The 21,809-nt window shown below is 42.6% G+C and carries 17 protein-coding genes and 1 tRNA gene; 12 read left to right on the plus strand and 6 right to left on the minus strand.

Going from position 1 to position 21,809, the window contains the following annotated elements; all coding sequences use genetic code 11:
• Positions 1–12 precede the first annotated feature (12 nt).
• From cysQ to cysG, 6 genes are read right to left on the minus strand one after another with little or no spacing between them, the layout of a single operon-like run.
• Entirely contained in the window at positions 13–783 is a 771-nt protein-coding gene (gene cysQ, locus AC5NT5_RS01245; RefSeq protein ID WP_494514112.1) for a 3'(2'),5'-bisphosphate nucleotidase CysQ, read from the minus strand.
• 9 nt (positions 784–792) lie between these two features.
• Entirely contained in the window at positions 793–1,386 is a 594-nt protein-coding gene (gene cysC / locus AC5NT5_RS01250) for an adenylyl-sulfate kinase (protein WP_149605738.1), read from the minus strand.
• A gap of 32 nt (positions 1,387–1,418) precedes the next feature.
• On the minus strand, positions 1,419–3,143 hold the full coding sequence (locus AC5NT5_RS01255; protein ID WP_494514111.1) for an SLC13 family permease: 1,725 nt from the start codon (positions 3,141–3,143) through the stop codon (positions 1,419–1,421).
• A 31-nt stretch (positions 3,144–3,174) separates the two neighbouring features.
• Positions 3,175–4,599: a sulfate adenylyltransferase subunit CysN gene (cysN, locus tag AC5NT5_RS01260; RefSeq protein WP_494514110.1), complete on the minus strand. Its 1,425-nt coding sequence runs from the start codon at positions 4,597–4,599 to the stop codon at positions 3,175–3,177.
• Positions 4,599–5,498 (minus strand): sulfate adenylyltransferase subunit CysD, encoded by a 900-nt coding sequence (gene cysD / locus AC5NT5_RS01265; protein WP_002958873.1) that lies wholly within the window; start codon positions 5,496–5,498, stop codon positions 4,599–4,601. Before cysD ends, cysN begins: the two co-directional genes overlap by 1 nt.
• 49 nt (positions 5,499–5,547) lie before the next feature.
• Entirely contained in the window at positions 5,548–6,975 is a 1,428-nt protein-coding gene (cysG, locus tag AC5NT5_RS01270) for a siroheme synthase CysG (RefSeq protein WP_494514109.1), read from the minus strand.
• Between the two features lie 450 nt (positions 6,976–7,425).
• Between cysG and deoC the strand changes: the two genes are divergently transcribed.
• The 12 genes from deoC to rpsG all read left to right on the plus strand — a co-directional run bounded on the left by deoC (position 7,426) and on the right by rpsG (position 21,795).
• Positions 7,426–8,169: a deoxyribose-phosphate aldolase gene (gene deoC / locus AC5NT5_RS01275; RefSeq protein WP_494514108.1), complete on the plus strand. Its 744-nt coding sequence runs from the start codon at positions 7,426–7,428 to the stop codon at positions 8,167–8,169.
• Positions 8,170–8,317: 148 nt separating this feature from the next.
• Positions 8,318–8,394, plus strand: a tRNA-Trp gene (locus tag AC5NT5_RS01280).
• 132 nt (positions 8,395–8,526) lie between these two features.
• On the plus strand, positions 8,527–8,904 hold the full coding sequence (gene secE, locus AC5NT5_RS01285; RefSeq protein WP_002958877.1) for a preprotein translocase subunit SecE: 378 nt from the start codon (positions 8,527–8,529) through the stop codon (positions 8,902–8,904).
• A 4-nt stretch (positions 8,905–8,908) separates the two neighbouring features.
• The gene (gene nusG, locus AC5NT5_RS01290; RefSeq protein ID WP_002958878.1) at positions 8,909–9,472 is read left to right on the plus strand and encodes a transcription termination/antitermination protein NusG; all 564 of its coding nucleotides are present in this window, start codon (positions 8,909–8,911) and stop codon (positions 9,470–9,472) included.
• Positions 9,473–9,686: 214 nt separating this feature from the next.
• Positions 9,687–10,115, plus strand: coding sequence for a 50S ribosomal protein L11 (rplK, locus tag AC5NT5_RS01295; RefSeq protein ID WP_002958879.1), 429 nt, complete (start codon positions 9,687–9,689; stop codon positions 10,113–10,115).
• Positions 10,116–10,118: 3 nt separating this feature from the next.
• Complete coding sequence (rplA, locus tag AC5NT5_RS01300) at positions 10,119–10,823, plus strand: 50S ribosomal protein L1 (RefSeq protein ID WP_002958880.1); 705 nt, start codon at positions 10,119–10,121, stop codon at positions 10,821–10,823.
• Positions 10,824–11,146: 323 nt separating this feature from the next.
• Positions 11,147–11,641: a 50S ribosomal protein L10 gene (rplJ, locus tag AC5NT5_RS01305; protein WP_002958881.1), complete on the plus strand. Its 495-nt coding sequence runs from the start codon at positions 11,147–11,149 to the stop codon at positions 11,639–11,641.
• A 76-nt stretch (positions 11,642–11,717) separates the two neighbouring features.
• Complete coding sequence (rplL, locus tag AC5NT5_RS01310; RefSeq protein ID WP_002958882.1) at positions 11,718–12,080, plus strand: 50S ribosomal protein L7/L12; 363 nt, start codon at positions 11,718–11,720, stop codon at positions 12,078–12,080.
• Positions 12,081–12,351: 271 nt separating this feature from the next.
• Entirely contained in the window at positions 12,352–16,377 is a 4,026-nt protein-coding gene (rpoB, locus tag AC5NT5_RS01315; protein WP_494514107.1) for a DNA-directed RNA polymerase subunit beta, read from the plus strand.
• 104 nt (positions 16,378–16,481) lie between these two features.
• Positions 16,482–20,657: a DNA-directed RNA polymerase subunit beta' gene (gene rpoC, locus AC5NT5_RS01320; RefSeq protein ID WP_182671904.1), complete on the plus strand. Its 4,176-nt coding sequence runs from the start codon at positions 16,482–16,484 to the stop codon at positions 20,655–20,657.
• A 195-nt stretch (positions 20,658–20,852) separates the two neighbouring features.
• The gene (gene rpsL, locus AC5NT5_RS01325) at positions 20,853–21,227 is read left to right on the plus strand and encodes a 30S ribosomal protein S12 (RefSeq protein ID WP_002958885.1); all 375 of its coding nucleotides are present in this window, start codon (positions 20,853–20,855) and stop codon (positions 21,225–21,227) included.
• Between the two features lie 97 nt (positions 21,228–21,324).
• On the plus strand, positions 21,325–21,795 hold the full coding sequence (gene rpsG / locus AC5NT5_RS01330; RefSeq protein ID WP_010555004.1) for a 30S ribosomal protein S7: 471 nt from the start codon (positions 21,325–21,327) through the stop codon (positions 21,793–21,795).
• Positions 21,796–21,809 lie beyond the last annotated feature (14 nt).

The raw sequence follows: 21,809 nt of genomic DNA on the forward strand, positions 1-21,809 counted from the left end.
TCAAAACTGCGCTTACTCTTCTATCGCACTCACAATAAAATACGGATTTAAGTATTCATCTTTGGTGTTATAAATAAGCGGGCTGCCATCTAGCTTAGTTACTTTTGCACCGGCTATTTGTGCGATTGCATGGCCTGCGCCAGTATCCCATTCACAAGTTGGACCTAAGCGCGGGTAAATATCGGCGCTGCCCTCAGCGACTAAACACAACTTTAGTGAGCTGCCTTTAGACACCATTTCAACGTCGTCAAAGCGTTTTACAAATTCGGCTAAATCGGGTGATGGGTGCGAGCGGCTGCCTACAACTCGAATTAACCCTTTGTTAGGTTTGGTAGTTACCTTAAGCTCAATTCGCTCATCGCCTTTATCTTTAAATGCGCCAATGGCTTCGGCGGCTAAGTAGGATACGCCAAGGGCAGGTGCATCTACTACGGCTAAAATAGGAATGCCGTTTTTGATTAGGGCGATGTTTACGGTAAATTCACCGTTCTTTTTAATAAATTCTTTAGTGCCGTCGATTGGGTCAACTAACCAGTAGCTTTTCCACGTTTGGCGTACATCCCAGCTTATGTCAGCGTTTTCTTCACTAAGTATTGGAATGTCAGGTGTGAGCTGTTGAAGCCCTGCCACAATCAGTTTATGGGCTGCTAAATCGGCGTCGGTTACGGGGCTTTCATCGGCTTTGTACTCAACGTTAAAATCCTTTTCGTAAATTCCCATTATCGCTTGGCCTGCTTTGCGGGCAAGGATTAGGGTTTCTTCTAGCAGTTCGGTTTGATTCATGGGGTTAACCTATATTATGTGCTTTTGTTTTAGATACGTTATCAGTTGTGTAACCGATTGGTCTAGGGTGTTTTTACTTGTATCTAAAATTATTTCTGGATTGTTGGGCACTTCGTAGCTTGAATCGATACCGGTGAAGTGTTTTATCTCCCCTGCGCGGGCTTTTTTGTATAAGCCTTTTGGATCGCGGCTTTCGCATACATCCAGTGGGGTATCGATAAAGACTTCAATAAATTCGCCGTCATCTACTAGGTTACGCACCATGTCACGTTCTGCTCTAAAAGGCGATATAAACGCAGTAAGTACTAACAAGCCAGCGTCGGTCATTAGTTTTGCGGTTTCGCCTACGCGGCGTATGTTTTCAATGCGGTCTTCGTCGCTAAAGCCTAGATCTTTACATAAACCGTGGCGTACGTTGTCGCCATCTAGCAGGTAAGTGTGCGTACCTTGCTGATTAAGCGCCGCTTCTAGTGCGTTTGCTACAGTACTTTTTCCAGAGCCTGAAAAGCCGGTAAACCATAAAATAGCGGGCTTATGTTTTTTTTGCTCACTACGCTGTGCTTTTGTAGTTGCGTAGTTATGCCAAACTATATTTTCATCCATAGTGAGAGTCTCTTATGCTGTGAGCGCAGGTATTAAAATGGAAATACCAGCGGGATCAAGGTTAATACCGTGATTGAATAAATAATAGAAAGGGGTAAGCCCATCACTATGTAATCTTTTAAGCGATAGTTACCCGCGCTATAAACCATTAGGTTAGTTTGATACCCAAATGGCGATATAAAGCTGGCTGATGCGCCAAAGGCAACCGCCATAATAAACGGTAGTGGGTCGACATTAAAACCAACCGCGAGCGAGTAAGCAACAGGGAACGATAAGGCAGCAGCTGCGTTGTTAGTTATAAGCTCGGTAAATAATACGGTCATTAAAAATATAGCTATAAACGCGCCGTACGGGCCAAAATCCCCAAGCACCATAAATAGGGCGTCGGATATTTGCCCGGCAAGTCCGGTGCCTATCATTAATTTAGCAAGACCAATGGCGCTACCTACAACTACGAGTAACTCGATAGGAAAACGGCGTTTTACTTCGTTAAGTTTTATGGTGCCGCTGAGCATTAAGCCAATCAGTAATACTAATAAGCCTTTAACCAGCGGCACTATGCCAATAATGCTTAAACCCAGTACTGCGGCAAAGCTTAGTAGCACAATATTTGATTGCTTAGGTGCAAGGTGGGCTTGTAAGTCAAACCCTGAAATATACACAAATTCTCGCTTTAAATTAGGCAAAGTGTAAAAGTTTTTGCCTGGTGCGAGTATAAGTGAGTCGCCAGCTTGTAATTGCACTTGCCCAAGGCCGCCCTGTAAGCGGTCGTGTCCACGGCGAATGGCAATAACAGCAGCATGAAATTGCTCTCTAAAGCGGGCTTCTTTTACTGTTTTGCCAATAAATTTTGAAGATTGACTTACGACTACTTCTACTAAGTGTTCTATGTCTTTTTGATGATTCTCGTGCACTACTTTTAGGCCGTCGAAACGGGTAAGTAATGGCACCGATTTTATGTCACCTACAAACAGCAGCACGTCGTCTTTTTGAATAATTTGCTGTGGAGTGACTGCGCAAATGCGGCTCCCGTCGCGAATAATTTCAGCAAGGAATAAGTCTTTTAAATCACGCAGGCCGTTTTCTTCTACGGTTTGGCCTATTAATTTTGAGTTTGCTTGTACTTTACCTTCTAGGTAAAAAGGCACGACTTCTTGGTCGCTTTTACCGTTGTCGGGTAAGTATTTAAGCATTACTAAAATAGTAATTAGGCCTACGCTTAGCGCACCTAGACCTACTAAGGTAAAGTCAAAAAAGCCCAGCGGTTCCATGCCCGCATCTACTGCAAAGCCATTGACGATTAAGTTGGTTGATGTACCAATAAGCGTAATAGTGCCGCCCAAAATAGCAGTGTACGATAGCGGTAATAATAGCTTTGAAGGGGAGTGATTAGGGTTGTCTTTTATCGCGGTAATAAGCGATGCAACAACGGCGGTATTGTTAGTGAATGACGATAAAAAGGCGGTTGATAACCCCAATTTTGTTACCGATTTTACTAAACTACCTTTAGATAGCGATTGCGCTAACTTTTGAATTAGGGTGGTTTTTTCTATTGCGGTCGACACTAACACCAATAGTACTAAAGTGATAAGCGACGGGTTAGCGTAGTTAACTAACATACTTTCAAGATCGATTAGCCCTGCTAAGTAGCTGGTGCCAATAGCGCTTACAAATAACCATGCTGGATTAATACGGGTGCCAAAAAGGCACCCGACTAAGGTAAGCATAATGCCTGTTAAAACGAGCTGTTCTACCATGCTTTTAAATTCCTAACAGGCTAAAGTTAACTTATAACTTAGAGATATCAAGCGCTTGCCAATGCGGGAAGTGCTTGCGTACTAAGCTGTTAAATTCAACTTCAAATTCGCTAAAGTTACTTTGCTGTGCTTGGCTTTGTAGTACTTGCTCAATCATACCGGCAGCAACAGTTAGGTTTGATAAGCGATCGATTAGGATAAACGAGCCTGTTTCGTGATTGCTGTGGTACTCGTCTGCCAAAATAGTTTCGGTTAGTTCAAGCGTTACAATCGCAATTTCGTTTAGCTGCAGTGTGTCGCTAGTGCCGTGCTCAAGCGTGTTTACATCAATTGTGTAGTCAATCTTTTTAACAATAGCTGAGGTGTTTTTGCTACCTAGTTTTAGGTTATAGCTTTTACCTAACACTAATGGCGATTCATGCATCCACACAATTTTAGCTTGCAGCTGGTTAGTAACAGCGGCCGTTGAATTTGCAGGTACGATTACATCCCCTCGGCTAATATCAATCTCGTTATTTAGGGTAACGGTAATTGCTTGGCCTGCTTCTGCGCTGTCTAGGTTGCCATCAAAGGTAACAATTTCTTTAATGCTTGATGTTTTACCCGACGGTAATACTTTTATAGCATCGCCTACGTGCATCTTGCCCGATGTCAGTGTGCCCTGAAAACCACGGAAGTTTAAGTTAGGACGCACGACATATTGCACCGGTAGGCGCGCTTCAAAGCCTGTATCTGTTTCGGCTGCTGGCGAATCTTCTAGTAATTCTAGTAGCGGCTTGTCGGTGTAATACGGTGTATGTGCAGAGCGTGTTACTACGTTGTCGCCTTTAAGCGCCGACATAGGCACAAACTTAATGTTTGATACGTTAAGTTGCTCAGCAAATTTAAGGTAATCGGCCTTAATTTTTTCATACACGGTTTCGTCAAAATCAACGATATCCATTTTATTAACGGCAACAACAAACTGCTTAATGCCCAGCGAGTCACAAATAAAGCTATGGCGCTTAGTTTGTACTTGTACGCCGTAACGCGCATCAACCAAAATAATGGCGACATCGCTTGTTGATGCACCCGTTACCATGTTGCGGGTGTATTGCTCGTGCCCAGGTGTGTCGGCAATAATAAATTTACGCTTAGCCGTTGAAAAGTAACGGTACGCTACGTCAATGGTAATACCTTGCTCACGCTCAGCTTGTAGGCCATCAACTAATAATGCAAGGTCAAGATCTTCACCTGCGTTACCTACTTTTTCGTTATCTTTATGAAGGGCTGCTAGCTGATCTTCATAAATTTGGTGGCTGTCGTGCAGTAGGCGGCCAATCAATGTTGATTTACCGTCATCTACGCTGCCACAAGTAAGCATGCGTAATAAGCTTTTGTCTTGTTGGCGTGCTAGGTAGGCGTCTATGCCTATTTCTTTTACTTCGTTAAATGTATCGTTATTTTGGCTAGACATTAAAAATACCCCTCACGTTTTTTCTTCTCCATTGAGCCGGCTGAATCATGGTCAATAACACGACCTTCACGTTCAGATGACGTAGATAGCAGCATTTCTTCGATGATTTCGGTTAAAGTACTGGCTGTTGATTCAACTGCACCGGTAAGTGGGTAGCAGCCTAATGTACGAAAACGTACAGATTTCATTTGCGGTACTTCACCTTCATTAAGAGGCATACGTTCATCGTCAACCATAATTAAAGTACCGTCGCGCTCAACTACTGGGCGATCTTTAGCTAGGTACAATGGCACCATTTCGATGTTTTCTTGGTAAATGTATTGCCAAATATCAAGCTCGGTCCAGTTAGATAATGGGAAAACACGAATGCTCTCACCCGGATTAACTTGGCTGTTGTAGGTATTCCAAAGCTCTGGGCGTTGGTTTTTAGGGTCCCAACGGTGGTGTTTGTCGCGGAACGAATAAACACGCTCTTTTGCGCGTGACTTTTCTTCGTCGCGGCGTGCGCCACCAAATGCAGCATCAAAGCCGTATTTATCTAGCGCTTGTTTTAAGCCTTGGGTTTTCATTATGTCGGTATGTTTACCCGAGCCATGCGTAAACGGTCCTACGCCCATTTCAATGCCTTCTGGATTTTTGTGTACCAGTAGATCAAAGCCGTATTCTTTAGCTATACGGTCGCGAAACTCAATCATTTCACGAAACTTCCAGTTGGTGTCTACGTGTAATAACGGAAACGGAATTTTTGCAGGGTAAAATGCTTTACGCGCTAAGTGCAAAAGTACCGACGAATCTTTACCAATAGAGTAAAGCATTACTGGGTTCTCAAACTCAGCGGCGACTTCGCGCATGATTTTGATACTTTCAGCTTCAAGTTGCTGAAGGTGAGTTAAAGCCATTGTTAGTCGTCCTACTAAAATGATTAAAAGTTACAAATTTAAAATTCGGTTATGTATTTGATACATCTGTTAGCGGCTGTGCAAAGCTGCTTGTTTGCTCGTTTTTCCCAAACCACGCTAGTTGCGAGTGCAGGGCGGCTACTTCACCAATAATGAGTAGCGCAGGCGATATAATGCTGTTGCGTTCAATTATGTCGGCAAGTTCGCCTAATTGGCCTGTTACTACACGCTGATTTTTACGTGTACCGTTTTCGATAATGGCAACAGGGGTGTCGGCTTTGCGGCCATGTTTTAAAAGCTCGCTTTGTATGTGCGGCGATTTAATTACGCCCATGTAAATAGCCAGCGTTTGATTTGCTTTTGCCAGCGATTGCCAATCAAGTTCTTGACCGTCTTTTTTACAGTGGCCAGTTACAAATTGAATGGCTTGTGCATGGTCACGATGCGTTAGCGGAATACCCGCGTAAGCACTACAACCTGCAGCGGCTGTAATACCCGGTACAATTTGATAATTTACGTTGTTAGCAGCCAGTACTTGTACTTCTTCGCCACCACGGCCATAAATAAACGGGTCACCACCTTTAATGCGGCACACTTTTTTGCCTTGTTTAGCAAGGTCGACCAGCATTTGGTTGGTATCTTCTTGAACAACACTATGATCGCCTAAGCGTTTACCTACACAAATAAGGTCAGCATCGCGGCGCACTAGTTCCATAATCTCGTCAGAGACTAAAAAGTCGTAAACGACGACGTCGGCTTGTTGCATAAGTTGCAGTGCTTTAAGTGTTAAAAGCTCTGGATCGCCAGGGCCTGCACCTACTACGTATACTTCGCCTTCAGGTTCTGCTTTTGCATCTAGCATTTGCTCTAGTTGCTGCTGTGCGGCTTGGGTATCGCCGGTTTGTACTTTACTCACGACAGATGAGTCGAACACGCCTTCCCAAAATTGGCGGCGGTCTGAAAAATGCTTAAAGCGTTTTTTTACTTTGTCTCTAAAGCCACCGACAAGTGTTGCAAGTGGGCCAATATGATGTGGAATAAGAGTTTCGAGCTTTTCGCGTAAGCGACGTGCAAGTACGGGCGCTGTGCCAGCACTTGATATAGCAATCGTAATTGGGTCACGGTCAACAATGGATGGGAATATAAACGTACATTTAGGTTGGTCATCAACCACGTTTACAAACACATTGCGGGCATTGGCAAGTTCAAATACGTTGTTGTTTACTTCATCGCGGTCGGTTGCTGCAATAACGAGCATTTTGCCATCAAGGTGCGATTCATCAAAATAAGCATCAATAAGCGTTACTTCATTATTATGTGCATGCTCTTTTAGTTCGTCGCAAAACCAAGGTGCTACTAAAGTAACGCTTGCTCTCGCTTTTAAAAACGCGCGACATTTGCGTAATGCGACCTCTCCACCGCCAACAACCAATACTGGTTTGTTGTCGAGTTTGGTAAAGATAGGTAAATACTGCACGTTAATAAGACCCCTAAACAAATTCAAATATAAGAAAACGCTTTATTCTGATAAGCAGAATATAGCGGCTATCAATAAGTAAAAAATAATTAAAACCAAGTAGATATAACCAAAAGTTATAATAGGTGGGCTTTTTAGGCCTAAGAGCTAGTTAACAAGGGATTGCGCCGAGTTACAAGTAAAATAACCAGCTTATAGTGTTTGGTTATGAGCTATAGCGAGTTTGGTTTAATTTGTTAATATGGAGGCATATCAAATTTTGTACTTATACCAATTGCATTAAATTAGTGATCTATTATAGCGACGAGAAAATAGCTCAATAACAAGGCTAAAATTATGATACATAGTTGTTCTATATAAATAGTTTTTAACGTAGTTAGTGCGTTATTTAATACGCTAAAATGATCATGTTTTTAATAAAATTGGTATTACATAAGCAACGGAGCTCTAATGACACAACACCAAAAAGATGCCGCATTAGCAGTCGCACTGATGGATTTAACAAGCTTAAACACCAGCGATACCACCAAAAGCATTCAAGCACTTGTTGATAGCATAAATCCTACCTTAGGTACGCCTGCCGCAGTATGTGTTTATAGCAATTTTGTTGATGATGCAAAAATAGCACTCGCAGCGCGTGAGCTTAACCACGTAAAAGTCGCAACAGTCACTAACTTTCCAACGGGTGATGCTCCACTGAGTGATGTAATTAACGAAACACTCATTGCTATAGAGCGCGGCGCAGACGAAATTGATTTGGTTATTCCTTATAAAAAACTCATAGCAGGCGATGCTCAAACTGTACTTAGTTATGTAAGCGAAAGTAAAAAAGCGTGTGGGTCGCGCGCCCAGCTAAAAGTAATAATAGAAAGCGGCGAGCTAAAAACCGACGCGCTTATTACTCAAGCCACGGAGCTTGCAATTGAAGGCGGTGCTGATTTTGTAAAAACCAGTACGGGTAAAGTGGCCATTAATGCGACCCTTGAATCAACAAAAATTATGCTAACAGCCATTAAAAATTCCAATAAACGTGTGGGCTTTAAAGCGGCCGGCGGTGTTAAAACAATAGCTGATGCCAGTGATTATTTAGCACTTACACGCGCAATAATGGGTGATGATTATTTGCAAGCACATACATTTAGGTTTGGCGCTTCAAGCTTGTTAAGTGACGTTTATAAAACCATAGGGAAATAATCAATATCTTTGGATTGTAGGTTTATCTAACCGATTAAATTATTAGCAGTTTAAACAATAATGTAATTAATTAATTAGATTTTCCAATGTGGGTATCTTTTAGGCTTGTGTTAATGAACTGCGTAAGTATAATAGGCATCCACTTTGCAGGGGCGTAGTTCCAATTGGTAGAACAGCGGTCTCCAAAACCGATGGTTGGGAGTTCGAATCTCTCCGCCCCTGCCAGTTTTACTTGTTGTTTGAGTAGTCTGAGATTAAAAACCGGTTTAAGTTAAGTCTGTTTTTAAGTTTAGATTTTAATGGATTAACCCTGCCGTAGTGTAGGGTTGTTGTGTCTGTAGTTAAGGTAATAATATTATGAGCACGAATGTAGAAACACCATCAAGTGCGATGGAGTCAGTAAAGTGGTTAGTAGCAATCGCGCTACTTGCAGGCGCAGTTGTTGGTAATCACATGTATGCAGATCAATCTGTATTACTACGTGCTATTGGCGTTGTTGTTGCAATAGCGGCCGGATTAGCAATTGCCTCGCAAACATTTAAGGGACGTAACTTTCTTGCTTTCGCTAAAGAAGCTCGAATTGAAGTACGCAAAGTTATTTGGCCAACGCGCCAAGAAACTACCCACACGACATTAATTGTAATGGTTGCAACAGTGATTATGGCACTTATCCTTTGGGGATTAGATGGCATTTTATTCCGCGCTGTAGGCTTTTTAACTGGATTGGAGATCTGATCCCATGTCGGATGAGAACGAGAACAAAGAAATTAAGTTACGTTGGTATGTAGTACAGGCCTTTTCTGGTTACGAAAAGCGTGTAGCTCAAACGTTAATTGAACATATTAAAATCGAAGGTCTAGAATCGAGCTTTGGTGAGATATTAGTACCAACTGAAGAAGTTGTTGAGATGCGCGCTGGCCAAAAGCGTAAATCTGAGCGTAAATTCTTCCCAGGTTATGTATTAGTACAAATGGATATGAATGACGCAAGCTGGCACTTAGTGAACAGCACAGAACGCGTTATGGGCTTTATTGGTGGTACGTCTGATCGTCCTGCTCCTATCAGCCCTAAAGAAGCTGAGCGCATTCTTAATCGCCTACAAGAAAATGCTGAAGCACCTAAACCTGCTACATTATTTGAACCAGGTGAAGTTGTACGCGTTACAGATGGTCCATTTGCAGATTTCAGTGGTGTAGTTGAAGAAGTTGACTACGAAAAGAGCCGCGTAAAAGTATCTGTACTTATTTTTGGTCGTTCTACGCCAGTTGAGCTTGAATTCGGTCAAGTTGAGCAAGATAAGTAATTGATTAAAAAAGCTTCGCTAATTTTTATTTAAATTTTGGCATGAAGCTTGAAAAAGGCCGCTGATTAACTTATAATCAGCGGCCTTTTTGTATTAAGGTAAAATTTATTTTTTACTGTACAAAAAGTACGAAACCAATTTTTAAACTGGGAAGCCGTTAGAGTACGCGTCCTCGCGCGCACAAGGCTGAGACCCACCAAATGAGGTATTTATAATGGCTAAAAAAGTTGAAGCTCTAATCAAGCTACAAGTTGCCGCTGGTATGGCTAATCCTAGTCCTCCAGTAGGTCCTGCACTAGGTCAACACGGTGTAAACATCATGGAATTCTGTAAAGCGTTTAACGCACGTACAGAGTCTATCGAAAAAGGCGCTCCAGTTCCTGTAGTGATCTCTGTTTACGGTGACCGTTCATTTACGTTCGACATGAAAACGCCACCTGCTGCTTACTTACTTAAGAAAGCTGCTGGTATCAAGTCAGGCTCAGGCCGTCCTAACACTGATAAAGTAGGCACAGTAACTCGTGCTCAACTTGAAGAAATTGTTGAGACAAAACGAACTGACCTTACAGCTGCCGATATGGACGCAGCGGTTCGCACTATCGCAGGTTCTGCGCGTGCGATGGGCTTGAACGTAGAGGACTAAGAAATGGCTAAATTAACTAAACGTATGCGTACTATCCGCGAAAAAGTGGAAGTAACTAAAGATTACGAAATCAATGAAGCAGTTGCTCTTTTAAAAGAGTTAGCGACAGCTAAATTCGTAGAAAGTGTTGACGTTGCCGTTAACCTTGGTATCGATGCTCGTAAATCTGATCAAAACGTTCGTGGTGCTACTGTACTACCTAACGGTACTGGTCGTGACGTTCGTGTTGCTGTATTCACACAAGGCGCTAATGCAGAAGCTGCAAAAGAAGCCGGTGCTGAATTAGTAGGTATGGAAGATCTTGCTGAACTAGTTAAAAAAGGCGAGATGAACTTTGACGTTGTTGTTGCATCACCAGACGCTATGCGTGTTGTTGGTCAACTAGGTCAAATCTTAGGCCCACGTGGTCTAATGCCAAACCCTAAAACTGGTACTGTAACGCCTAACGTTGCAGAAGCAGTTAAAAATGCTAAAGCAGGTCAAGTACGTTACCGTAATGACAAAAATGGCATCATCCATACTACTATTGGTAAGGTTGATTTCACTGCAGAGCAGTTACAACAAAACCTTGAAGCTCTAATTGTTGCGCTTAAGAAGGCTAAACCTTCTCAAGCTAAAGGTGTTTACTTGAAGAAAGTAACTATCTCTACAACAATGGGCGCAGGTGTTTCTGTTGACCAAAACACTTTAAGCACTATTGTTGCTTAATTGAGTGTTTACATGGCGTGAAATTTGTACTATAATTTCGCGCCATTTTGTTGATTAATTTATTAATTTGCAAAGTAAAGAATTCGGGTTGAAGTCCATAATTTCGTTAAGCCTTTGGGGTTAACGATAAATTGGGCTTCCGTCCAAGACCGTAGGTGGCTTCGGCCTTAATATTCACCTACGTAGACGGTGTAGACCCCAGATAGATTTTTCCTAATCCTTCTGGCTCTCGCCGTAAAAAGCATCTCTACCTTGTTTGGTAGGGAAGAGTAGAACAGGGGAATCCGATAATCGGTACCCCCATTAAACCAGGAGTAACACCCATGGCTTTAAATCTTCAAGGCAAAAAAGCAATAGTTGCTGAAGTCAACGAAGCAGCCAATGGTGCTCTATCTGCAGTTGTTGCAGATTCTCGTGGTGTAACAGTTGGCGCAATCACTGCCCTTCGTAAAGAAGCTCGTGCAAATGGTGTTTGGATGAAAGTTGTCCGTAACACTTTAGCAAAACGTGCTCTTGAAGGAACAGATTTTGAGTGTCTTTCTGATTCATTTGTTGGTCCAAGCTTAATCGCTTTCTCATCAGAGCACCCAGGTGCTGCTGCGCGTATCTTTTCAGATTTCGCGAAAAAGAATGAGAAATTCGAGCTTAAAACGGCCGCTTTTGAAGGAAATGTTGTTGATGCAGCAATGCTTGCTACATTACCTACATACGATGAAGCTGTTGCACGCTTAATGAGTGCTATGAAAGAAGCGTCTGCTGGCAAATTGTGTAAAACAATTGAAGCAGTACGTGTACAGAAAGAAGAGCAAGCTGCTTAATTTTAAGCTGTTTAATCTCACTTTCGGTGTAAAATTTATTTGGACTTAATGTCCGTTAATTATTAGGAAATTTGTAATGTCTGTATCTAAAGACCAAATCCTTGACGCAATTGCTGAAATGTCAGTAATGGACGTTGTTGCTCTTATCGAAGCAATGGAAGAAAAATTCGGCGTAACTGCTGCAGCTGCAATGGTAGCTGGTCCAGCTGCTGAAGCTGCTGAAGAGAAAACAGAATTTGACGTAATCCTTACTGGCGCTGGCGCTAACAAGGTTTCTGCAATCAAAGCTGTTCGTAGCGCAACTGGCCTTGGCCTTAAAGAAGCGAAAGCTCTTGTTGAAGCTGCTCCTACACCTGTTAAAGAAGGTGTATCTAAAGAAGAAGCTGAAGCACTTGCAAAAGATCTTACTGAAGCTGGTGCTGAAGTTGAGGTTAAGTAATTTAGCTTTTGCTAAGTTCGCTGCCTGAGAAATCAGGCAAGGGCTGGTGATTATTTAATCACCGGCCTTTTTGCGCTATAGAGTGATGCACTCTTTTAGTTCAAATAAAATCTGATTTTTTCTTTACTTTCAACGCTTTATAGTTTGCTAGTGTTAAAGTGGGATCTAATTAGAACAACAGTTAAATGTTGTAAAATCTTGGCATAGCTGCCAGTTAAGTCTGTTCTTACAAGAACAGGTCGGGTCAAAGATCAGCAAGCTGAGGAACCCCATGGCTTACTCTTATTCTGAAAAGAAACGTATCCGTAAGGATTTTGGTAAACGTCCACAAGTTTTGGATATACCTTTTTTACTGTCTACACAGTTAGAATCGTTTAAAAAATTCTTAGTGCCGGACGCTGATGGCGATCATGGTTTGGAAGCTGCCTTCCGTTCTGTGTTCCCTATTAAAAGCTACTCGGGAAATTCTGAGCTTCAATACGTAAGTTACCGTATTGGTGAGCCAGTTTTCGATGTAAAAGAATGTCAAATTCGCGGTGTGACTTATTCTGCTCCACTTCGCGTGAAACTGCGTCTTGTTGTTATGGACAAAGAAGCACCAGGCACAGTTAAAGACATTAAAGAGCAAGAAGTTTACATGGGCGAAATTCCGCTCATGACAGATACCGGTACTTTTGTAATCAATGGTACAGAGCGTGTTATCGTTTCTCAGCTACACCGTAGCCCTGGTGTATTCTTTGATAACGACCGCGGTAAAACCCATTCATCGGGTAAAGTATTATATAACGCACGCGTTATACCTTACCGTGGTTCATGGTTAGACTTCGAATTTGATGCAAAAGATAACTTATATGTACGTATTGACCGCCGTCGTAAATTACCGGCGTCTATCATCCTACGTGCACTAGAGTATTCTAGCGAAGAAATCCTAGATATGTTCTTCGATAACACTACGTTTGAAGTAACGAATGGTAAAGTTCTTATGGAACTTGTACCTTCGCGTTTACGTGGTGAAACTGCCGCTTTTGATATCAAGAGCGAAGACGGTGAAGTATTTGTTGAAAGCGGTCGTCGTGTTACGGCTCGCCACATCAAGAGCATCGAGAAGAAAGGCATTAAGCAATTAGAAGTACCACATGAGTACATCATTGGCCGTATTGTAGCTAAAAACTATGTTGATGAGTCAACTGGTGAAGTTATTGCAAATGCAAATGACGAGCTAACTCTAGAGCTAATGGCTGAATTGGTTAAAGCCGGTCACACTAAAATTGATACGTTATATATCAATGAAGTGGACAGCGGTGCTTACATGTCAAATACATTGAACATTGACTCTTCAAGCAGCCGTTTAGAAGCACTAGTAGAAATTTACCGCATGATGCGCCCAGGCGAGCCACCGACGAAAGACGCGGCTGAAGCCTTATTCCAGAACTTGTTCTTCTCTGAAGAACGTTATGACTTATCTACTGTAGGTCGTATGAAGTTCAATAGCCGTGTTGGTTACGATACAGACACAGGCCCAGGCACATTAAGCAAAGAAGACATCGTGTCTGTTATGAAAGTATTAATTGCTATTCGTAACGGTCAAGGCGATGTTGATGATATCGATCACTTAGGCAACCGTCGTATACGTAGTGTTGGCGAAATGGCTGAGAACCAATTCCGTGTTGGTCTAGTACGTGTTGAACGTGCTGTACGTGAGCGTTTAAGCTTAGGTGACCTTGACGCGATAATGCCACAAGATCTTATTAACGCTAAGCCTATTTCGGCAGCGGTTAAAGAGTTCTTCGGCTCGTCTCAGTTATCACAGTTTATGGACCAAAATAACCCGCTATCAGAAGTTACGCATAAACGTCGTATCTCTGCATTAGGTCCGGGCGGTCTAACTCGTGAACGCGCAGGCTTTGAAGTACGTGACGTTCACGTAACTCACTATGGTCGCGTATGTCCAATCGAGACTCCTGAGGGTCCAAACATTGGTCTAATTAACTCGTTGTCTACGTACGCACGTACAAATGACTACGGTTTCTTAGAAACACCTTACCGCAAAGTGGTAGATGGTGTTGTAACTGATGAAGTTGATTACTTATCAGCCATTGAAGAAGGTCAGTTTGTTATCGCACAGGCGAACTCAAACTTAACTGAAACCAATGAGTTTGTTGATGAACTTATTCCATGTCGTCACAAAGGTGAATCTACCTTTATGGGTCGCATGGACCAGCAGTATATGGATGTATCACCACAACAGGTGATCTCTGTAGCGGCAGCACTTATCCCGTTCCTAGAACACGATGATGCTAACCGTGCATTGATGGGTTCAAACATGCAACGTCAAGCAGTACCAACATTGAAAGCGGATAAACCGTTAGTAGGTACTGGTATTGAGTTAACACTAGCGAAAGACTCTGGTGTAACTATCGTTGCTAAACGTGGTGGTGAAGTAATGTATGCTGACGCAAGTCGCATCGTTGTAAATGTACATGAAGAAGAACGCATCCCTGGTGAAGCGGGCATCGACATCTACAACTTAACCAAATACACACGTTCTAACCAAAATACATGTATTAACCAAAAACCAACTTGTATGGTTGGCGAACCGGTTACTCGTGGTGACGTGTTAGCAGATGGTCCTTCGACTGACTTAGGTGACTTAGCCCTTGGTCAAAACCTTCGCGTGGCATTCATGCCATGGAACGGTTACAACTTCGAAGATTCAATCTTGTTATCAGAGCGCGTAGTTGAAGAAGATCGTCTAACGACTATCCATATTCAAGAACTACAGTGTGTTGCCCGTGATACTAAATTAGGTCCTGAAGAGATCACTGCAGATATCCCGAATGTGGGTGAGTCTGCGCTAGGCAAGCTTGATGAATCAGGCGTTGTATATATTGGTGCTGAAGTTAAAGGCGGCGATATCCTAGTAGGTAAAGTGACTCCTAAAGGCGAGACACAGCTTACACCTGAAGAGAAGCTACTACGTGCTATCTTCGGCGAAAAAGCGTCTGACGTTAAAGACAGCTCTTTACGTGTACCAAACTCTGTAACTGGTACTGTAATTGACGTGCAAGTTTTCACCCGTGATGGTGTTGAAAAAGATAAGCGTGCGTTAGAAGTTGAAGACATGCAGCTTCGCGAAGCGAAGAAAGACTTCAACGAAGAGTTCCGTATTTTAGAAGCAGGCGTTTTAGACCGTGCACGCAAGCTACTTGTAGCTGCTGGTTTTGATGAAGATAAACTTTCATCTCTTAATGCTGAAAAAGTACTTACGCAAAGCCTTGCTGAAGAAGACAAGCAAGCTGAGCTTGAGCAACTAGCTGCACAGTACGATGAGCTTAAAGCTGAATACGATAAAAAGTTTGAAAACAAACGTCGTAAAATTACTCAGGGTGATGATTTAGCACCAGGCGTACTTAAGATTGTTAAAGTATACCTAGCTGTTAAACGTCGTATCCAACCGGGTGATAAAATGGCGGGTCGTCACGGTAACAAAGGTGTTATCTCGACTATCGTACCAGTAGAAGATATGCCTTACGATGACAAAGGTCGTACGGTAGATATCGTATTGAATCCACTAGGTGTACCATCGCGTATGAACATCGGTCAGATCCTTGAAACACATATGGGTCTTGCTGCACGTGGTATCGGTGAACGTATTGAAGAGATGATGAAAGAACAACGTGAGCTTCATGAGCTACGTGAATTCATCAAGCAAGCTTACGAAATTGGTGAATCTCGCCAAGTTGTAGACATTGCTAGCTTCACTGATGACGAAATTCGTCGTCTAGCTGAAAACTTAAAAGGTGGTTTACCAATAGCTACTCCTGCATTTGATGGCGCGAAAGAAAACGAAATCAAAGACATGCTTGAGCTTGGTGGATATCCTCGAAGTGGTCAGGTTACACTTTATGATGGCCGTACTGGCGATCAGTTTGAACGTCAAGTAACTGTTGGTTACATGTACATGCTTAAACTTAACCACTTGGTTGACGATAAGATGCACGCACGTTCTACTGGTTCTTATAGCCTTGTTACTCAGCAGCCGCTGGGTGGTAAAGCACAGTTCGGTGGCCAGCGTTTTGGTGAGATGGAAGTATGGGCACTTGAAGCTTACGGTGCTGCTTACACTCTACAAGAAATGCTAACAGTGAAATCGGATGACGTGAACGGTCGTACTAAGATGTATAAAAACATCGTTGATGGTAACCATAAAATGGAACCAGGTATGCCAGAATCGTTCAACGTATTGTTGAAAGAAATCCGCTCACTGGGTATCAACATCGAGTTGGAAGAAAATTAAGCCAATTAGATGCTGCAGTTAACGCTGCAGCATCTGTTACGGCTGAATAGAATGTAGGGACGAGATTATCCGTCCTCAAGATTAACTCCGACAGGAGAGCTAAGGTGAAAGACTTACTTAAGTTTCTGAAGCAACAAAATAAGACCGAAGAATTCGATGCAATTCGCATTGGTCTTGCTTCACCAGACATGGTTCGTTCATGGTCATACGGTGAAGTAAAGAAACCTGAGACTATTAACTACCGTACTTTCAAGCCTGAGCGCGATGGCTTATTCTGTGCCCGTATTTTCGGCCCAGTGAAAGATTATGAGTGTTTATGTGGTAAATATAAACGCCTTAAACACCGTGGTGTGATCTGTGAAAAGTGTGGCGTTGAAGTAACACTCACTAAAGTGCGACGCGATCGTATGGGTCATATCGACCTTGCGAGCCCAGTTGCACATATATGGTTTTTAAAATCATTACCGTCACGTATTGGCTTAATGCTAGATATGACGCTTCGTGATATTGAACGTGTTCTTTACTTCGAATCATTCGTAGTAACTGAACCTGGTATGACAACGCTTGAGCGTGGTCAGCTATTAGGTGAAGAAGAATACTTAGATTCACTAGAAGAGCACGGTGATGAGTTTGAAGCTAAGATGGGTGCTGAAGCAGTTTTAGACTTGCTTCGTGAACTTGATCTTGCTCAATTAATTGCTGAGATGCGTGAAGAGTTACCAACAATTAACTCTGAAACTAAGCGTAAAAAAATCACTAAACGTCTTAAGTTAATGGAATCGTTCCACCAATCAGGTAATAACCCTGAGTGGATGATCATGACAGTACTTCCAGTATTGCCACCTGATCTACGCCCATTAGTGCCATTAGACGGTGGTCGTTTTGCGACATCTGATCTAAATGACCTTTACCGTCGTGTTATTAACCGTAATAACCGTCTTAAGCGTCTACTAGATTTAGCAGCACCAGACATTATTGTACGTAACGAAAAACGTATGTTACAAGAAGCGGTAGATGCGCTACTTGATAACGGTCGTCGTGGTCGTGCAATTACAGGTTCTAACAAACGTCCTCTTAAATCTCTTGCTGATATGATCAAGGGTAAGCAAGGTCGTTTCCGTCAGAACTTACTTGGTAAGCGTGTAGATTATTCAGGCCGTTCTGTAATCACAGTTGGTCCTACACTTAAGCTTCACCAATGTGGTCTTCCTAAGAAGATGGCACTAGAGCTATTCAAACCATTCATCTATGGCAAATTAGAACGTCGCGGCATGGCTACGACAATCAAGGCTGCTAAGAAGATGGTTGAACGTGAAGTTCCGGAAGTATGGGATGTACTTGACGAAGTAATTCGTGAACATCCAGTATTACTTAACCGTGCACCAACACTTCACCGTTTGGGTATCCAAGCGTTTGAGCCTGTGCTTATCGAAGGTAAAGCGATTCATTTGCATCCATTAGTATGTGCGGCTTACAACGCCGATTTCGATGGTGACCAAATGGCGGTACACGTACCGTTAACAATCGAAGCGCAGCTTGAAGCTCGTGCATTAATGATGTCAACAAACAACATTCTATCTCCTGCGAATGGTGAGCCAATCATCGTTCCTTCACAGGATGTTGTATTGGGTCTTTATTACATGACTCGTGACCGCATTAACGCTAAAGGCGAAGGCGCGATATTTAAAGATCCAAAAGAAGCAGAAAAAGCATACCGCAGCGGCAATGCTGACCTTCACGCAATCGTGAAAGTACGTATTAGCCAATCAGTTAAAAACGAAGATGGTGTAGTAGAAGATACTATTACTGTAATCGATACAACTGTAGGTCGTGCAATTCTATCTCTAATTTTACCAACTGGTATGCCGTTTGCGTCAATCAACCAGCCACTAGGTAAAAAGCAGATTTCTAGCTTATTGAATGAGTGTTACCGTCGTCTAGGTCTTAAAGACACTGTTGTGTTTGCTGACCAAGTTATGTACACCGGTTTCCATTATGCAATGAAGTCAGGTGTTTCTATCGGTATTGATGACTTAGTTATCCCACCGGTTAAAGCACAAATAATTGAATCAGCTGAAGCTGAAGTTACTGAAATCAACCAACAATTCCAATCAGGTCTTGTAACGGCTGGTGAAAAGTACAATAAAGTTATCGATATCTGGTCACGTGTAAACGAAAACTTATCACGTGAAATGATGTCTAACTTGTCAAAAGATACAGTTATTAATGCTAAAGGTGAAGAAGTAGAGCAACCGTCATTTAACTCAGTGTTTATGATGGCCGACTCAGGTGCTCGTGGTAGTGCTGCACAGATTCGTCAGTTGGCGGGTATGCGTGGTCTAATGGCACGTCCAGATGGTTCAATCATCGAGACGCCAATCACAGCTAACTTCCGTGAAGGTCTAAACGTACTTCAGTACTTCATCTCAACGCATGGTGCGCGTAAAGGTCTTGCCGATACAGCACTTAAAACAGCTAACTCGGGTTACCTAACGCGTCGTCTAGTAGACGTAGCACAAGATTTGGTAATCAATGAAGATGACTGTGGCACAGAAGATGGCTTAACAATGAAACCGCTTATTGAAGGTGGTGATGTTGTAGAAGCACTTCGCGAACGTGTTCTTGGTCGTGTTGTTGCTGAAGATATTGTAATTCCAGGTACTAATACTGTACTTGTTGAACGTAATATCATGCTTGATGAAAAACTGTGTGACCTTTTAGAAGAGCACTCAGTGGATGAAGTTCGCGTACGTTCTGTTATCACATGTGATAACGACTTTGGTGTATGTGCTAAGTGTTATGGTCGTGACCTTGCACGTGGTCATATCATCAACGCGGGTGAATCAGTCGGTGTTATCGCGGCGCAGTCAATCGGTGAGCCGGGTACACAGCTTACGATGCGTACATTCCACATCGGTGGTGCAGCATCAAGAGCGTCAGCAGAAAATAATGTACAAGTTAAAACTAACGGTACATTAAAACTGCACAACGCAAAATATGTATTAAATACAGATGGTAAGATTGTTATTACCTCACGTTCTACTGAGATCACTATCATTGATAGCTATGGTCGTGAAAAAGAGCGTTATAAAGTACCTTACGGTGCGGTATTAACAGTGCAAGACAATGCTGAAGTTCAAGGTAACGACATCGTTGCTACTTGGGACCCGCATAGTCACCCAATCGTTCTTGAGCATAAGTCAAAAGTATCGTTTAGCGACATAGATGACTCAAATACTGAAGCACAGACTGATGAACTAACAGGTTTAACCCGTGTAGTTGTTAAAGATCTTGCTAAAGTAAATACTAAAGAACCTAAGCTTATCATTGAAAGTGAAGAGCGCGGTCTGCAAGAAACACGTCTTCCTTCATTCACTACGATTGAAGTTATTGACGGCGTTACAGCAAACCCAGGTGACGTGTTAGCACGTATACCACAAGAAGGTTCGAAAACTCGTGATATCACGGGTGGTCTACCACGCGTAGCCGACTTATTTGAAGCGCGTAAACCTAAAGAGCCAGCTATCTTAGCTGAGATCACAGGTACTATTAGCTTCGGTAAAGAGACTAAAGGTAAGAAACGTTTAGTTATTACTCCAGCAGAAGGCGATCATTACGAAGAAATGATTCCTAAGTGGCGTCAACTTAACGTGTTTGAAGGTGAGCAAGTGTCTAAAGGTGAAGTTATCGCCGATGGTCCTGAATCGCCGCATGACATCTTACGCCTACGTGGTGTGACTCATGTTGCTAACTACATCGTTAACGAAGTGCAAGAGGTTTACCGTTTGCAAGGCGTTAAGATCAATGACAAGCACATTGAAACAATTATCCGTCAGATGATTCGTAAATGTACCATCATACACGGCGGTGATACTGACTTCTTAGCCGGTGAACAAATCGAAGTGGCGCGCGTTAATATCGCAAACCGTGACCTTGAAAAACAAGGTAAGATACCAGCTAAGTTTGAAATCCAGTTAATGGGTATCACAAAAGCATCACTAGCAACAGAATCTTTCATCTCTGCAGCGTCTTTCCAAGAGACAACACGTGTTCTTACAGATGCGGCAGTGAATGGTAAGAGCGATGAGCTTCGCGGTCTTAAAGAAAACGTAATTGTGGGTCGTTTGATCCCAGCCGGTACCGGTTTTGCGTATCATCAAGACCGTATGGCTCGCCGTAAACAAAGCAAAGTTGTAGTAGAAGAGCAAACAGTAAGTGCAGAAGAGGCGACTCAAGCACTTACAGACGCTCTAAATGCTGATTTGTCTGGAAATCAATAAACTGTTCTTAATCAATAGATTAAGTGATCGTAAGGCAGTTATATGCTGTCTTACGATTAGTTTAGGTTGACAGGTTAAACTTTGCTCATTAAAATTCCGCCACCCATTTACTTGTGTGCTTAATGCAGGCTCGTAAATAAAGGGCGGATTTTTTTATTTTTTTCAGTAGTAATTTTAATTTCAGGAGCTATTTAAATGGCAACTATTAACCAGCTAGTGCGTAAGCCACGCCGTAGCAAGGTTACGAAAAGTAACTCAGCTGCACTAAAAGCGTGTCCGCAAAAGCGCGGTGTATGTACTCGCGTATATACAACTACACCTAAGAAACCAAACTCGGCGTTACGTAAAGTAGCACGTGTACGTTTAACTAACGGTTTCGAAGTAACTTCATACATTGGCGGTGAAGGTCATAACCTTCAAGAGCATAGTGTAATCCTAATCCGTGGTGGTCGTGTTAAAGATTTACCAGGTGTGCGTTTTCACACTGTTCGTGGTGCACTTGACTGTGCAGGCGTTAGCGATCGTCGTCAAGCTCGTTCTAAATACGGTGCAAAACGCCCTAAAGGGTAATTGTATTCCGTTAGTAAGGCCAAGCACTAAATATTTATAATTATTGTTTTGGGTGATTGACTCGAAAGAGCAAACCTGAATAAACCGGAGATACAAAATGCCTAGAAGACGCGTAATCGGTCAACGTAAAATTCTTCCAGATCCTAAGTTCGGATCGGAACTTCTTGCTAAATTCGTTAACATCGTGATGTTAGACGGCAAGAAATCTACTGCTGAAAAAATAGTTTATGGTGCGCTAGACGTGGCTGCTGAGAAATCAGGCAAGTCGCACCTAGAAATCTTTGAAACTGCACTTGATAACATCCGTCCACAGGTAGAGGTTAAATCTCGCCGTGTTGGTGGTTCAACTTATCAAGTACCAGTTGAAGTACGTCCAGTTCGTCGTAACGCATTAGGTATGCGTTGGTTAGTAGACGCTGCACGTAAGCGTGGCGAAAAATCTATGGGCTTACGTTTAGCTCAAGAAATCGTTGACGCTTCTGATAATAAAGGCACTGCGGTTAAGAAACGTGAAGACGTTCACCGTATGGCTGAAGCGAATAAAGCATTCGCTCATTACCGTTGGTAATCTGTCTTTAACCT

It is taken from the genome of Pseudoalteromonas sp. J2K-J599 (assembly GCF_059295115.2).